The sequence below is a fragment of the Eikenella corrodens genome (genome assembly GCF_003990355.1).
Classification (GTDB): Bacteria; Pseudomonadota; Gammaproteobacteria; order Burkholderiales; family Neisseriaceae; genus Eikenella; species Eikenella corrodens_B.
Genome location: NZ_CP034670.1, coordinates 392122 through 407836 on the forward strand (window position 1 = coordinate 392122; position 15715 = coordinate 407836).

General features: G+C 57.7%; 11 protein-coding genes and 2 tRNA genes. 6 read left to right on the forward strand and 7 right to left on the reverse strand.

The features are described 5' to 3' along the window. The first annotated feature begins 382 nt into the window (after positions 1-382). The 4 genes from recC (at position 383) to dusA (ending at position 5078) form a co-directional block, all read left to right on the forward strand. Entirely contained in the window at positions 383-3628 is a 3246-nt protein-coding gene (gene recC, locus ELB75_RS01980) for an exodeoxyribonuclease V subunit gamma (protein ID WP_126982514.1), read from the forward strand. A gap of 239 nt (positions 3629-3867) precedes the next feature. Beyond that, positions 3868-3943, forward strand: a tRNA-Asn gene (locus ELB75_RS01985). 2 nt (positions 3944-3945) lie between these two features. Further along, positions 3946-4021 (forward strand) — tRNA-Lys (locus tag ELB75_RS01990). A 55-nt stretch (positions 4022-4076) separates the two neighbouring features. Then, positions 4077-5078, forward strand: a complete 1002-nt coding sequence (gene dusA, locus ELB75_RS01995; RefSeq protein WP_126982515.1) for a tRNA dihydrouridine(20/20a) synthase DusA — start codon at positions 4077-4079, stop codon at positions 5076-5078. 315 nt (positions 5079-5393) lie between these two features. On the opposite strand, the gene yccS is transcribed toward dusA, so the two are convergent. The 3 genes from yccS to ELB75_RS02010 form a co-directional block, all read right to left on the reverse strand. Further along, positions 5394-7589, reverse strand: a complete 2196-nt coding sequence (gene yccS, locus ELB75_RS02000; RefSeq protein ID WP_126982516.1) for a YccS family putative transporter — start codon at positions 7587-7589, stop codon at positions 5394-5396. Between the two features lie 204 nt (positions 7590-7793). After that, positions 7794-8162, reverse strand: a complete 369-nt coding sequence (locus ELB75_RS02005) for a hypothetical protein (protein ID WP_126982517.1) — start codon at positions 8160-8162, stop codon at positions 7794-7796. A 404-nt stretch (positions 8163-8566) separates the two neighbouring features. Then, a complete protein-coding gene (locus tag ELB75_RS02010; protein WP_126982518.1) occupies positions 8567-9025 on the reverse strand; it encodes an NTF2 fold immunity protein in 459 nt (152 codons plus the stop codon). Positions 9026-9511: 486 nt separating this feature from the next. Here ELB75_RS02010 and pnp point away from each other — a divergent pair, with 486 nt between their 5' ends. After that, positions 9512-11617 carry a polyribonucleotide nucleotidyltransferase gene (gene pnp / locus ELB75_RS02015; protein ID WP_126982519.1) on the forward strand — a complete coding sequence of 702 codons (2106 nt, stop codon included), beginning with the start codon at positions 9512-9514 and terminating at the stop codon, positions 11615-11617. Positions 11618-11813: 196 nt separating this feature from the next. Further along, complete coding sequence (locus tag ELB75_RS02020) at positions 11814-12308, forward strand: Lrp/AsnC ligand binding domain-containing protein (RefSeq protein ID WP_126982520.1); 495 nt, start codon at positions 11814-11816, stop codon at positions 12306-12308. Between the two features lie 53 nt (positions 12309-12361). Here ELB75_RS02020 and ELB75_RS12400 read toward each other — a convergent pair whose 3' ends face one another. From ELB75_RS12400 to ELB75_RS02035, 4 genes are all read right to left on the reverse strand, one after another. Continuing rightward, on the reverse strand, positions 12362-12520 hold the full coding sequence (locus ELB75_RS12400) for a hypothetical protein (RefSeq protein ID WP_164726758.1): 159 nt from the start codon (positions 12518-12520) through the stop codon (positions 12362-12364). Continuing rightward, on the reverse strand, positions 12480-13079 hold the full coding sequence (gene ampD, locus ELB75_RS02025) for a 1,6-anhydro-N-acetylmuramyl-L-alanine amidase AmpD (protein WP_126982521.1): 600 nt from the start codon (positions 13077-13079) through the stop codon (positions 12480-12482). Before ampD ends, ELB75_RS12400 begins: the two co-directional genes overlap by 41 nt. A gap of 508 nt (positions 13080-13587) precedes the next feature. Continuing rightward, positions 13588-15237: a glucose-6-phosphate isomerase gene (pgi, locus tag ELB75_RS02030; RefSeq protein ID WP_126982522.1), complete on the reverse strand. Its 1650-nt coding sequence runs from the start codon at positions 15235-15237 to the stop codon at positions 13588-13590. A 7-nt stretch (positions 15238-15244) separates the two neighbouring features. Further along, positions 15245-15640 carry an energy transducer TonB gene (locus ELB75_RS02035; RefSeq protein ID WP_126982523.1) on the reverse strand — a complete coding sequence of 132 codons (396 nt, stop codon included), beginning with the start codon at positions 15638-15640 and terminating at the stop codon, positions 15245-15247. Positions 15641-15715 lie beyond the last annotated feature (75 nt).

The following is a 15715-nucleotide window of genomic DNA, read 5'->3' on the forward strand; positions in this document are numbered from 1 at the left end:
TTGCTACGGCGGCGGGCGGGTATTAAGCCCATTCCCACGGGTTTCAGGTAGCCTGCTGGAGAGCAGGCTGCAAGCAATCTTGTGGCGCAAACTTACCCCTGCCAATCTGGATGAAGGCTACCTGAAAACGGGAGGCCAACCAAATGCCGGCTTAGCCAAGCCGCTATATGCTCCTCCAAGCCCATTCTCATTATTTCAGGTAGCCTGCTGCCGCGCCGCCAAACCCGGCCTTTCGCTATATAGTGAATTAACAAAAACCAGTACAGCGTTGGCTCGCCTTGCCGTAACGTGTGTACTGCCTGCGGCTCGCCGCCTTGTCCTGATTTAAATTTAATCCACTATAATGCCGATTCCTTCTTAATTTCTTACCTCCGCCCGCGCCATGCTCCATCTTTATTCTTCCAACCGCCTAGAATTCCTTGCCGAAACCGCCGTTGCGCTGATGCAGACCATGCCGCTGAAAGCGGTGTTTGCGCCGGAAGAAATCGTGGTGCAGAGCCAAGGGATGCGCCGTTATCTCAATCATTATTTAGCCGAGCGCAGCGGCATTGCGGCCAATTTGAATTTCAGCCTGCCGGCAGCCTTGAGCTGGCAGCTCACGCGCTGCTTTCTGTCGGATGCGCCGCGCCTGAACCCGTTTGCGCCGGAAGTGTTGCGCTGGCGGCTGCTGCCGCTGTTGGAAAATGCCGATTCGGCTCTGCCGGCCGTATTGCAGGGCTACCTGAAAAGCAGCACGGCGGCGGCCTATCATTTGGCAGGGCGGCTGGCGGACGTGTTCGACCAATATTTGGTGTATCGCCCGCATTGGCTCGCGCAATGGGAGCAGGGCAAGCTCAACGGCTTGGGCGCAGACGAAGCCTGGCAGGCCGCGTTGTGGCGCACGCTCGCCGCCGAAGCCCCCGCCGCCCACCGCGCCGCGCAGCACGAACGGCTGCTGGCCACGCTGAATCCGGCGCACCTGCCGCAGCGTTATTTGGCGTTCGGCATTTCCACACTGGCGCCGGTGTATCTGGATTTGTTGCAGGCCTTGGCCGAGCACACCGATGTGCACCTGTTTGCGGTCAACCCCAGCCAGCAATACTGGGGCGACATCCAAAGCCCGAAACGGCTGGCCGCACAGGCCGAACCCTCAGCCGAAGAAGCCGGCCACCCGCTGCTCTCCTCGCTGGGCAAACAGGGGCGCGATTTTTTCGACCGCCTGGCCGTGAGCACCCGCACCATGGAACAGGTGGAACTCTTCCCTACGCAGCCCGAATCGCCCGGCCTGCTGCAACGCCTGCAGGCCGATATCCAGCTGTTGAGGCTACCTGAAAAAGGCAGCGCGCAGATGGACGGCAGCATCGTAATCCAAGCCGCCCACAGCCCCCTGCGCGAGCTGCAAATCCTCAAAGAACACCTGTTGCGCCGTTTGACAGACAACCCCAAACTACAACCGCACCACATCGCCGTGCTCACCCCCGCCATGGAAGACTACCTGCCATTCATCCACGCCGTGTTCGGCGAAGCCGCGCCCGGCAGCCGCGCCCTGCCGTATTCCGTGGCCGACGTGCGTCTCAGCCGCAGCCAGCCTTTGATGCTGCTGGCCGAGCAGCTCATCACCCTGATGCAAAGCCGCTTCGAAACCGAACGTCTGCTGCCCCTGCTCGATGCGCAAGCGGTGTGCCGCCATTGGCAGATTGACGAAACCGATGCCGAATTCCTGCGCCGCAGCGTGGCCGAGCTCAACGTGCATTGGGGCGCGGATGCCGAAATGCGCGCCGAGCACGGCGGCAGCGGCAAAGCCTTCACTTGGCAGCAGGCCGCCGAACGCAGCGTGCTGGGTTGGCTGCTGCCCGAGGGCGAAGATACGCTGTGGCAAGGCGTGCACCCCTGGCCGGCCGATTTGGCCCGCCAGCCTGCCCAGGCCGCCTGGTTTGTGCTGCTGGGCAAACTGCGCGAGCACCACCGCCGCTGGCAAAGCCCCGCGTCCATCGAAGGCTGGATCGAACGCTTCCGCGCCCTTTTAGCCGATGCCGCGGGCGATACCCCTGCCGAAGCCGACCAGGCCGCCTGGCAGCAAATCAGCCAGGCCTTGGCCGACTGGCAGGAAGAAGCCGCGCTGGCGGGCTATGCCGCAGCCCTGCCACCCGACACCGCCTGCCAGCACCTGAGCCGTTTCTTCGGCCAAAGCAGCGAAGCTGCCTTTTTGCGCGGCGGCATTACCTTCTGCAGCATGGTGCCCATGCGCAGCCTGCCGTTCGACACTGTGTGTCTGCTCGGCCTGAACGACGGCAAATACCCGCGCCAAACCCCCGCCCCCGCCTTCGACCTGATCGCCCGCCACCCCCAATCCGGCGACCGCTCCCGCCGCGACGACGACCGCTACTTGTTCCTCGAATCCCTGCTCAGCGCCCGCAGCCACCTCTATCTGTCCTACATCGGCCGCGACCATCTCAAAGACGAAGCCCAAGCCCCCTCGCCACTACTGAGCGAACTCATCGACACGCTGGCACAAATGGCCGGCCAGAGCAGCACCGATTTCGCCGCCGCCCATGTGTGCCAACATCCCCTGCAAGCCTTTTCCACCCGCTATTTTGTCCCGCCAGAGAATGGGGAAAATTCAGCCGGTCCTAGCGAAAACGGGCTTTCAGGTAGCCTGTCCGGCCTCCGCCAAGACTACGCCCAAGCCCTCAACCAGCCTGCCGCCGAAGCCGCCCCCTTTATTGGCGATGCCCCGCCCGAAGCCGTTGTCGAGCCCACGGTATCGCTCGACAGTTTCCTAAACTTCTGGAACAACCCGGTGCGCTATTGGCTGCGCCACGCCCTGCAATGGAAAGGCCCCTATGCCGACCGTCCCACCGATTCCGCCGAGCCATACGCCATCGAACATTCCGACGAAGTGAAACAGCGCTACCTCGACGCCTGCTGCCAGCATGAAGATTTCGCCCAAACCGAAGCTAAACTGCAGGCCGACAGCCTCCTGCCCGCCGGTCTGCTCGGCGAAATCCTGCAAGAGCCCGAGCGCACCGCCGCCAAGCAGCTCGATTCCGCGCTGCTCGCCAGCCCGCGCGAGCCCGATTTCCCCTTCCGCTTCGAGCACGGCGGCCACACCCTCGTCGGCAGCCTCACCCACCTGCACCAGCACGGCCAAATCTTCTACCACGCCGCCAAACTCAAAGCCCCCGCCGAAATTAGGCTGTGGCTGCAACACCTGGTGTATTGCGCCGTTCACCCCCAAGCAAAAACCACCCACCTCGTCTCCCTCGACAGCCCGCAAACCCTGCCGCCGCTGCCGCAAGCGGAAGCCGCCGAGCAACTTGCCCGCTGGTTCGACTACTATCTGCTCGGTCAACAACAGCCGCTGCCCTTCTTTCCCCGCACCAGCCTGGCCGCCGCCAAAGCCTGCACCGCCGAAGACCTCTCTGCCCAAGGGCTACCTGAAAAAGCTCTCGCCGCCGCCCGCGGCAAATACCGCGACAGCCGCGACTGCCCCGGCCAAAACCAAGATCGCGAAGTCGCCCAAGTGTACGGCCGCGATGAAGTCGAGCCGATTAACAGCCCCCTATTCGCCCGCCTCGTTTTAGAGCTGCTTGCCCCGCTGCATTTATGGTTTGCTTCTGAAAAAGGCAAAGGCAAACAGACAAATTAAACAGGCTGGCTGTACCCAGAACACACCACACCAAAACAGAGGCTACCTGAAATTTGTTTAGCCGCATCAGGCTTGCGAGCCAGTTTCAGGTAGCCTCACTTCAAATTGCGCCATAATTTAATGAACTGTATTTAAATAATATTTTTAAATTTTGTGCACAAACTGTTAAAAAATTTCCTCATCTATGCCAAATTTCTATTGACAACTCCCCGCCTCGTCTCTAAAATGCGCGCTTCCTTTCCCCGATAGCTCAGTCGGTAGAGCGACGGACTGTTAATCCGCAGGTCGCTGGTTCGAGCCCAGCTCGGGGAGCCAAAGGGTCGTTAGCTCAGTCGGTAGAGCAGCGGACTTTTAATCCGTTGGTCGAGCGTTCGAATCGCTCACGACCCACCAAATTTTAAAAAGCCTAAACATCCCGTTTAGGCTTTTTCTTTATCCCCTGCCCATCATGCCCATTCGCCAAACCCTCCCCGCCCGCCGCCTATCCGTTGCCCCGATGCTAGACTGGACAGACCGGCATTATCGATACATGGCACGCCAAATCAGCCGCCATGCCTGGCTCTACACCGAAATGATCCATGCCGGCGCCATCATCCACGGCCAGACTGAGCGTTTTTTGAGCAAAGACGAAAGCGAAAATCCGGTTGCCCTGCAGCTGGGCGGCAGCAACCCGGCCGATTTGGCCAAAGCCTCTGCCATTGCAGCAAGCTGGGGCTATGACGAAATTAACCTCAACTGCGGCTGCCCCAGCCCGCGCGTGCAAAAAGGTGCGTTCGGCGCCTGCTTGATGAATGAAGTGGATTTGGTGGCTGATTGCCTCAATGCCATGCAGGAAGCCGTGCCCGATTGCGCCGTAACCGTGAAGCACCGCATCGGCATCAACCGCCAAACCGAATACCAAACCGTGTGCGATTTCGTGGGCACGCTTACCGACAAAACCGCCTGCCGCACCTATATCGTCCACGCCCGCAATGCCTGGCTGGAAGGCCTGTCGCCTAAAGAAAACCGCGATGTGCCGCCCTTGAGATACGACTATGTTTACCGCCTCAAACAGGACTTTCCCCAGCTGGAAATCATCATCAACGGCGGCATCAAAACCAATGCCGAAATCGCCGAGCACCTGCAACACGTCGACGGCGTGATGATTGGCCGCGAGGCCTACCACAACCCGATGCTGATGCAATCGTGGGACAGGTTGTTTTACGGCGAAAAGCTGCCTGAAACCGACTTCGACACCCTGATTCCCGCGCTCTACCGCTATATGCAGCGCTCGCTCGCCGCCGACCCCGGCCTCACCATCCGCCACATGCTGCGCCACTACCTCGGCCTGCTGCATGGCCGCAACCATGCCCGGGTGTGGCGGCAGATGCTCTCCGATGCCACTCTGCTGCAAAGCAACCGCCCAGAATTGATTTTGGAAGCGTGGGAGAAAGTTTCCGCCGGGGTTTAACTGCATAAAAGGCTACCTGAAAATTCAGGTAGCCTTTTGCTTGGGCGTTTGTTTGAATAACTGCATGATGTAGGGCAGCATGGCCGGGCTGCCGGTGCAGGCTACCTGAAGACCCTATATAGCAACGCGGCCTCCGATGGAAGCCGCGTTTGAACTGCGTTGTTGTGGCACTTCGCTGCACAAAAATCGGCTGTGTTCTGGCTTCGCAGAAACTCCACTGTGTTTCATTTTAGCCGCACAGAAACTTCGCTGCGCTACGTTTTAACTCCGTTGAAGCTTACGCTTTCAGGTAGCCTCTTAGAGCACAAACATCGCCTAGCCGCTGGTGCCCACTGCCGCCGCCTCCTGCGTTTCGGTTTGGGTATCATCCACGTCTTGCAAGGCCTGGTAGGCGGGGAGCAAGAGTTTGGCAATCAAGGAAAGCTGCTGCCAGAGGGTGTGGGCGTGGGGGCTGGCGCTGCTGTCGGGGCGCAGGGCGGTGAGTTGTTGGCGCAGGGCGCTGTAGGCTACCTGAAAATCGGCTTCGGGCAGGCCGGGCAGCCGTTCGAGCAAGCGGGCGGTTTCGTTGGCGGTTTGGGCGAAGGCGGCGTTGAAATCGAGCTCGATTTGGCCGGGGCTGAGGCGGCTGCGGTAGGCGCCAAGGGCGGAGATATAGCCGTTAATGGCGTAAACGGTTTTGAGCAGGGTGAAGCCGCCGGGCAGATGTGCGGCATATTTTTTCGGCTCGCCGGACATGTCGGAAAGGGTGCTGCTCAGTTGGGCGGCGCGTTCGTGGGCGCGGCGGCGTTCGCTGCGGTAGGCGGCATCGTCGCACTGGCCGCCTTGCTGGAGCTGGTCGGTGATGCTTTTCAGGTAGCCTGCGTTGCCGGCCAGGGCACGTTGGGCGGTGCGGGCGAGGGAAAGGTAGTGCCAATCCGGCCAGAGCATGGATACGGCCCACCAGGCCAGCGCGCAGCCGACGATGGTGTCGAGCAGCCGCCAAGGCAGGGCGTCGAAGCCGTGCAGGCCGGCGATGTAGAGATTGGTGATGGCTTGGATGGTGATGAAGAAGGTGGAGTAGCTGTATTTGTTGGTGCGGAAGAAGAAAAACAGGGTGCTGGAAGCGGCCACCACGGCCAGCTGGGTGGCCAGCGAGGGGGTGAAATAGGGCAGTAGCGAGCCGACGGCCACGCCGGCCATCGTGCCGACCACGCGCTGGATAAGGCGGCTTTTGGTGGCGGAATAGTTGGGCTGGCACACGAATACGGCGGTGAGCAGCACCCAGTAGCCCATGGGCAACTTGAGGCTTTCCACTAAGGCGATGCAGAGGAACACCACGATGGAGAGCCGCACGGCGTGACGGAATACGCCGGATTCGAAGCTGAGATGATTGCGCAGGATCTTGAGATGGCTGCGCCAGCTGCCGGCATCTTCGCGCACGATGCGGGTTTGCTCGTTGGCTTCGGTGTAGTCTGCTTGCTCGCCGGCCAGGTGGGTGAGTTGGTAGTTGATGCCGTAGAGATTGTCGATAAGGCGGCGTAGGCTGCGCGGGCTCTTATCGGCTTGGGTGGATTGGTGGTGTTGGAGCGAGCGGCGGATGCCTGCGGCCAGTTTATCCAGCTTGGCATTGTCCGGCGCCGTGCTGCCGCGTTGCAGGCTGTGCGCCACATCGCGGCAGGCCTGCGCCTGCCATTCGATCAGCCGCTGGATGCGGAAGATGAGGTCGCTGTGGCTGAGCTCGGCCACAAAGCGGCGGTATTCGCCGATGTAGCTGGAGCTGGCGCGCTCGTGGATGTCTTGCGCGGCAAAGTAGTAGTGCAGCATGCGGGCGGTGCGCGGGTGGCGGTGCTGGCCGCGCATGCGGTAAAACAAGGCACTGCGCACTTGGTTGAAGGCGGCAATCACTTTGCCGTTTTGCATGGCCAGTGCGATTTGCCGCTGCTCGAGCCGGTCGGTGTCGTCGGGGTCGAAGAATTGGGCTTTGATGTCGAGGTAGCCCGCCAGCTCGGTATAGGCAGCGGCCATGCTGTCTTGCACGGGGCGGTGCGGCAAAATAAGGTGCAGCAGCAGGGTGTTGCCGCTGTAGAGCAGCGTGCCGCACAAAATCAGCAGGGTGTTGGCATACCAAACCATGCTGTGGTTGATGGTAAGGATGGTGTAGAGCGCCACCACCAGCGTGCCGAAGGAGATGGTGCGGTAGCGCAGGCTGATGGCGCCGGACAGGGTAAACACAAAAGTGAGCAGCGTCATCGCAGGCAGAAACAGCAGCGGCTGGCCGAACGTAAACTGCACGGTGAGCGAGGAAACGCTGAAGGCTGCAATGGTGGAGAGCAGGTTTTGGATGCGGCCGGTGAGGCGGTTGTCTAAATCCACCAGGCCGCCGGCAATCACGCCGAGCACCAGCGGCATACACATCAGCGGCTTCTGCCAATACCACACGGCCAGCACGGCTAAGCATACGCTAACCAGCATCGGCAGTGCAGCCAGTACGCGCGCGGAAAGCCATTTGAGCCGGGATGGGATAAGGGGCATGGTGGGTAAATAAAGGATGAGTGGGAAAGGGCGCTATTTTAGCGCAGGCGGCACAATACGGGCGCGGCTTTTGGGTTTTAGCTCAGTTCAAATTGCGTTTTCAGGTAGCCCTGTTTCCGTAGGGGCTACCTGAAAACCGAAACCGCGTGCGCGAGGGGGTGCACACACACTACGCAGGTGGGTTATGCTTGCTAACCATGCAGGCTACGCTTGCTCTTTTAATTTAAGAGTTATTTTTTTAAATGAGTCATCCATAACTAAAAAGTTGATTTTTATTCTAGGGTTTTCAATTGTTAACACACTATTTTTTGAATGAAATTCAATTCTTGTAGAACCCTTGAATTTAAATTCAAATAATGGAAAGCAAGATAAATCATCCATATAGGAATATAAATCATCAAGATCTAATGGCTGAATAAATATTGCTGAACAATCTATATATATTTGATGCCAACATAAATTATCTTTAAATAGTATGAAATTATTATTTTTTGTATCTGAGTCTTGTAGAACATATAAATTTTCTAAATTTTCTACTGTAATATTTATATTTGAATCCTGTGTATAAATCATTATTTATGTCCTCCATTACAAAAATCAGCAGCACCACCTTATGAACATCGTAAATAAGTTAGAAATTCTCCATCAGGTTTTTAAATAACTAAAGAATTATGAGGCTTTCTCCAAATTACATTATCTATAGTCATGTATTCTTGAACTCTTACTTCTGATGGGTTGGAAACAATCTTATTTATTAAATTTTTTTGAGCCTGCTCTGTTTAGAAGGCCTTTAAATTTTTTTGGCATATCAATCCAATGAATAGGAGCTTGTTGTCGCATTTGTTGAAAATGTTTCTTACATTTTTTAACTGCATTGAAACTACGCTTTCAGGTAGCCTGCTAGGGCTGCCTGAAGGCTGAAACCGCGTGCGTTCGGGATACTCACACACTATACAGGCGGGCTATGCTTGCATTAGTTAAAAATAACTTTTCTTCCATTTTCCGGCATAATCCTTCCGATATACCCCATCAATTTTAAAAATATCATCGTCTTTGCGGATGCAGTATTTTAAAACGCTTTTAAATCCATTATTTAACTTCACAATGACTTCGGATTTAATCCGCCTTTCCTGAACGTCTGAAATTTGAAAATCTCTAAATTCTGGTGGTATTGAATAGCTTAATGAAAGCAGCCTGTCCACCCATTTGGTTTCCAAGACAGACGGATGGAGGTATTGGTCAAATATGGCGCGCAGCTTGGCTCTCATTTCCTCTTCTGCCTGCATGTCTAATTCTTCTTCCTCTTCTTCGTCCATATCGTCCGATATTTCTTCATCCAGCTGCTTGTCCCGTTTCTCCATATAGATTTCCCATTGGCACATCGCATTGAGGAAATCGGTAACCAAGGCGGCTTGCGGGGTTGTCGGTGCGTTCATGGCATATCCTTAATTTGGTAAATGGCCGGCCTAGCAAGGAACTCAGCTGGCTGCCGATAAAAGTAAAGACGGACGGCAGGCTACCTGAAAGCAAGGTTTCAGTAAAGTTCCAGCCGTGCAGGCGGCTTCAGGCAGCCTTGGGTATGCACGAAGGGGCTACCTGAAAGCGCAAACTTCAACGAAGTTATAGTGGATTACCAAAAATCAGGACAAGGCGGCGAGCCGCAGACAGTACAGATAGTACGGCAAGGCGAGACAACGCTGTACTGGTTTTTGTTAATTCACTATATCTTGTTTATACAGTGCAATCTGCCCGGCAGCGTGTTAGAATGCGCGCCGGTTTCGGGCTGCACTTTCAGGTAGCCTCAAGCCTTTGTTTTATTTCCAACCTGCCCTGCCTGTCTGAAACCCTAACCATGCGCCTGCGCTTGTGCGGGCTTATGCTTAGTGTTTTAGCGGCAGCGGCCTTCTTCTAAAGGAATCCTAATGTTTAACAAACACGTCAAATCCTTCCAATACGGCCAGCACACCGTAACCATCGAAACCGGCGAAATCGCCCGCCAGGCTGCGGGTGCGGTAAAAGTATCCATGGGCGAAACCGTGGTGCTGGTGGCCGTTACCGCCAACAAAGAAGTGAAAGCCGGGCAGGATTTCTTTCCGCTCACCGTGGATTATCTGGAGCGCACCTATGCCGCAGGCAAAATCCCCGGCGGCTTCTTCAAGCGCGAAGGCAAACAGAGCGAAAAAGAAATCCTCACCAGCCGCCTGATCGACCGCCCCATCCGCCCGCTGTTCCCCGAAGGCTTCTTCCACGACATCCAAATCGTGGCCACGGTGGTATCGGTTGATCCGGAAATTGATTCCGACATTCCCGCCATGATCGGTGCTTCTGCCGCGCTGGTATTGAGCGGCGTGCCTTTCGCCGGCCCTATCGGCGCCGCCCGCGTGGGCTACCTGAACGGCGAATACGTGCTGAACCCGACCAAAACCCAGCTGGCCAAATCGCAGCTGGATTTGGTGGTGGCCGGCACCGCGCAAGCCGTGCTGATGGTGGAATCCGAAGCCCAAATCCTGCCCGAAGACGTGATGCTCGGCGCCGTGGTATACGGCCACAATGAAATGCAGGCCGTTATCCGCGCCATCAACGAGCTGGCCGATGCGGTCAACCCCGAAGTGTGGGACTGGAAAGCGCCCGAAACCGATGCCGCCCTGGTGGCCAAAGTGCAGGAAATTGCCGGGCAAACCGTGGCCGAAGCTTTCAAAATCCGCCAAAAACAGGCGCGTACCGCCAAACTGAACGAAGCCTGGGCCGCTGTGGAAGCCGCACTGATCACGGAAGACACCGACACCCTCGCTGCCAACCAAATCAAAGGTATTTTCAAACATTTGGAAGCCGACGTGGTCCGCAGCCAGATTCTGGCCGGCCAGCCGCGCATCGACGGCCGCGACACCCGCACCGTGCGCCCCATCAACATCCAAATCGGCGTGCTGCCGCGCACCCACGGCTCCGCCCTCTTCACACGCGGCGAAACCCAAGCCCTGGCTGTGGCCACCCTCGGCACCCAACGCGACGAGCAAATCATTGATGCCTTGAGCGGCGAATACACCGACCGCTTCATGCTGCACTACAACTTCCCGCCCTATTCCACCGGCGAATGCGGCCGCATGGGCGCGCCCAAACGCCGCGAAATCGGCCACGGCCGCCTGGCCAAACGCGCCCTGCTCGGCGTGCTGCCCTCGCCCGAAGAATTCAGCTACACCATGCGCGTGGTGTCTGAAATCACCGAATCCAACGGCTCTTCTTCCATGGCCTCCGTATGCGGCGGCTGCTTGAGCCTGCTCTCCGCCGGCGTGCCGCTCAAAGCCCACGTGGCCGGTATCGCCATGGGCTTGATTTTGGAAGGCAACAAATTCGCCGTGCTCACCGACATCTTGGGCGACGAAGACCACCTCGGCGACATGGACTTCAAAGTGGCCGGTACCACCGAAGGCGTTACCGCCCTGCAGATGGACATCAAAATCCAAGGCATCACCAAAGAAATCATGCAGATTGCCCTGGCACAGGCCAAAGAAGCCCGCCTGCACATCCTCGAACAGATGAAAGCCGCCGTGGCCGGCCCGCAGGAGCTCTCGCAGCACGCGCCGCGCCTCTTCACCATGAAGATTAACCAAGACAAAATCCGCGACGTTATCGGCAAAGGCGGCGAAACCATCCGCGCCCTCACCGCCGAAACCGGCACCGAAATCAACATTGAAGACGACGGCACCATCACCATCGCCGCCGTGAATGTGGAAGCCGTGGAAGCCGCCCGCAAACGCATCGAGGAAATCACTGCCGAAGTGGAAGTGGGCCAGGTGTACAACGGCGTGGTGATTAAGATTTTGGACAACAACGTCGGCGCCATCGTATCCGTGATGCCCGGCAAAGACGGCCTGGTGCACATCAGCCAAATCGCCCACGAGCGCGTAAAAGACGTGAACGACTACCTCAAAGTCGGCCAAAACGTGCGGGTGAAAGCACTGGAAGTGGACGACCGCGGCCGCGTCCGCCTTTCCATGAAAGCCCTGCTGGATCAAACCCGCGAGCAATAAGCGCAGGATGACTAGATAAAGCAAAGGCTACCTGAAAAAGTTTCAGGTAGCCTTTATTTGAAACTACAGAGAAGCACTTTCATAGCGGATTAAAATAAGAATAGGACAAGACGACTGGCCGCAGACAATACCCATGTATGGCCAAGTAACGCGATAGTATCCTTATTCCAATTCACGATAACGATAGGAGAAGCCCATGCCCCACCGCCCCACCTTCAAAGAAGCCGACAGCATCGACCACCGCATCCTCAAGCTCTTGCAGGAAAACGCCCGCCTGAGCATGACCGAGCTGGCCGAACGCGTCGGCCTGTCTGCCACCCCCGTAACCGAACGCGTGCGCCGTCTGGAGCGCGACGGCTACATCAGCGGCTACCACGCCCGCCTCAACCCCGCCCGCTTGGGCTACGGCTTGCTGGTGTTCGTGGAAATCAAACTGCATTCCAAATCCGGCGATATTTTTGAAGAATTCCGCCGCGAAGTGCTGAAAATCCCGCAAATCCTCGAATGCCACCTCGTGTCCGGCGAATACGACTACCTGATCAAAGTGCGCCTGCAAGATATGTCCGCCTACCGCGACATGCTCGGCAAAATCCTGCTGCAACTGCCCTCTGCGGTAGAGAGCCGCAGCTATGTGGTGATGGAGGAAGTGAAGGAAAACGGGCCGCTGGCGCTGGAAGATTGGGAAGAATAAACCAAAGGCTACCTGAAAGCGTAAGCTTCAACGAAGTTAAAACTCAGCCTTAGCTACGGGACATCGCTTTCAGGTAGTCTTGGGTTGTGCAAACGCGCGGGGATCAGGCCGATGCTACGAAGTTTGCGGCTGCCGAGTTGGCGAAGGCTACCTGAAAAGCTATGCGGATTTTCAGGTAGCCTGTGTTGCGGCAGCCGGGGCGTTTTGTCCATCCGTTATCCCTTCCGCCAGCACCACGCCTGCGGCGGCCAGGCGCGGCCAGTCGAAGAAGTGGCCGGGGTCGCTTTTGCGGCCGGGGGCGATGTGTTGGTGGCCGGTTACGGCTTCGATGGGGTAGTGCGCCGCCATGCTGTGCAGCAGCGGAATCAGGGCTTGGTATTGCGCCTCGGTGAACGGTTCGAAATCGCAGCCTTCCAGCTCGATGCCGAGCGAAAAAGCATTGCAGCCGCTGCGGCCGCGATATTGCGACACGCCGGCGTGGTGTGCCGCGTCGTTGCCCGACACAAACTGCACCACCTGTCCGCTGCGTTCAATCAAAAAATGGCTGGACACGCGCAAATCCACCAGCTGCGGGAAGAAGGGGTGCGCCTGCGGGTTAATGCGGTTGGTGAACAAATCGCAGATGGCGCTGCCGCCGTATTCGAAGGGCGGCAGGGAGATGTTGTGCAGCACCACCAGCGAAACGGTTTCGCCGGCGGGGCGGGGCGAGAAGTTGGGCGAAGGGCAATGCACCGCGCCCTGCCACCAGCCGTTGTGCCAAGTTGTGGTCATGATGGGGCTCCGAAGGGGAGGGAATGGGATTATAGCGGGTTGGCGGGGCAGGCTACCTGAAAAGTGGTTGTAGGTTTGGCATGATTGAGAGAGGTAATCTCCAGGTGTGGGAAATAGAAAATTAGTAAGGTGGCATCACAAAGAGAAGATTATTGATATTTGATTGAATTTAAAAACAGTATTAAGATTATTCTTGGTTGATTATAGTTGTTTTGGGTAAGTAAAAAACATCCCTAGATGATAAAGTATCAAGGGATGTTTTGTGTCTGGGTGGCCGCAATCCCCACCATTTATCACTCGACAATAATAATTTGCCTGAGATTACGCAGCTGATGCGAAAATTTCTGCTGTCAGACATAGATATTGTATATTTTTAACCCTTTAAAAGCAAATCATTAGCCTGCAATATTTTGGCTTGTCACAAACATTGAGTGGTACTCTTCCATGGCAAAGAAAAAGGCTACCTGAAAATGCCCGCTTGGCTTTCAGGTAGCCTTCTCTTTGGCCGTTACGGCTGTTTGTTGCCCATCTGCTGCCGATAGCGCCGGATCAGGGCGGCGGTGGAGGCGTCGTGCCCGGCGGGGGCGGCGCCTTGCAGTTCGGGCAGGATGGTTTGGGCAAGTTCTTTGCCGTATTCCACGCCCCATTGGTCGAAGGAGTTGATGTCCCACACGGCGCCCTGCATGAAGACTTTGTGTTCGTACATGGCGAGAATCAGGCCGAGGGTGTAGGGCGTGATGCGTTCGACGAGGATGATGTTGCTGGGGCGGTTGCCGGGGAAGCTGCGCTGGCTGGCGAGGGCGGCTTGTTCGCTTTCAGGTAGCCCTTGTCCGGCTGTTTCGGCGCGGGCTTCGGCTTCGCTTTTGCCGCGCATGAGTGCTTCGGCTTGGGCGAAGGCGTTGGCCACGAGCCGGAGGTGGCGGCCGTCGTCTGCCCCTTCGCCGCTGAGGGGGACGATGAAATCGACGGGAATCACCTGCGTGCCTTGGTGGATGAGCTGGAAGAAGGCGTGCTGGCAGTTGACGCCGGCTTCGCCCCAAATGGCGGCGCCGGTGGCGAAATCCACGGGCTTGCCGTGGCGGTTGCGGCTTTTGCCGTTGCTTTCCATATCGAGCTGCTGGAGGTGGGCAGGCAGGCGGCGCAGGCCGTGGCTGTAGGGGATGACGATGTGGCTGGTGCTGCCGCAGAAGTTTTGCTGCCAGATACCGATGAGGGCGAGCAGGGCGGGGATGTTGCGCCGCCACGGGGCGTGCAGGAAGTGTTCGTCCATATCGTGCCCGCCGCGCAGGAATTCGCGGAAATGTTCGTGGCCAATGGCGCACATCACGGGCAGGCCGATGGCCGACCACACGGAATAGCGCCCGCCCACCCAGTCGAACATGCCGAACACGTTTTGCGGGGCGATGCCGAATTCGGCGGCGGCGGCCACATTGGCCGATACGGCGGCAAAGTGCTGCGCGATATCGGCTTCGCTGCGGCCGGATTGCAGAAACCAGCGGCGCGCGGCTTGGGCGTTGAGCAGGGTTTCGGGGGTACGGAAGGATTTGCTGGCCACGATAAACAGCGTGGTTTCGGGCGCTACGCGGCGCAGGATGCCGTCTAAATCGGCGCTGTCGAGATTGGCGGCGAAGTGCACGTTCAGGTTTTGCCGGTATGGGGCAAGGGCTTGCGCCACCATGCGCGGACCCAAATCCGAGCCGCCGATGCCGATGTTCACCACGTCTCGGATGGGTAACCCGGTGCAGCCCGTGTGCGTGCCGTTTTGCAGGCGTTCGGCGAAATCGAGGGCGCGGTTTAGTTCGGCGTGTACCTGCGGCACGATATTGATGTCGTCCACATACACGGGCGCGGCGTTTTCAGGTAGCCTCAGGGCGGTGTGCAGCACGGCGCGGTGTTCGCTCAGATTGATTTTCCCGCCGGCATACATTTGGCGGCGCAGTTCGGCCGCGCCGGATTCGTCGGCCAGGCGGCAGAGCAAATCCAAAGTGTCTTCGCCGATGAGGTTTTTGCTGTAGTCGAGCAGCAGGCCGTTGAGTTCGGCGTGCATGCACTCGAAACGGTTTGGCTCGGCGGCGAAGCGCTCGCGCAGGTGGAGGTGCGCGGTGGCGCGGCGGTGTTCGGCCAGGGCTTGCCAGGCGGGGAGGGCGGTGGGGAGCATGGTGGGTTTAGCGTGTGGGAAGGGGTGGGCGGGGCGGTTGGGCGGTTTCTGAAGGGTCGGGTTTTTCTTCCGGCATTCGGAATCTAAATGTTTGGGTGAAGTCGGATTCCACAGGTTGGCCGTTTTGTTTGGCCGGAGTGAAGCGATATTGGTTAATAGCACGCACGGCGGAGCGGGCGAATAAGGGGTAGGTGGCGGAGAGCACCTGCGTGTCGCTCACGCTGCCCCGGGTGTCGATGCGCATCCGCACGATGGCGCGGCCTTCGATGCCTTCTTCTTCCAACGGCGGCGGGTAAACCGGTTGCACGGCGTGGACGAGCATGGCTGGTTCAAACGAAGGCTTGGCGGCGCAGGCGCTTAACAGCAGGGCGGTAAGGGCGGGAAGGAGGATTTTGCGGGGCATGGTTTTCTTATATGGATGGGAGGAAGGGCTACCTGAAAAACGGGAAACAGGTTTTTGCTTCGCAGAAACGTCGCT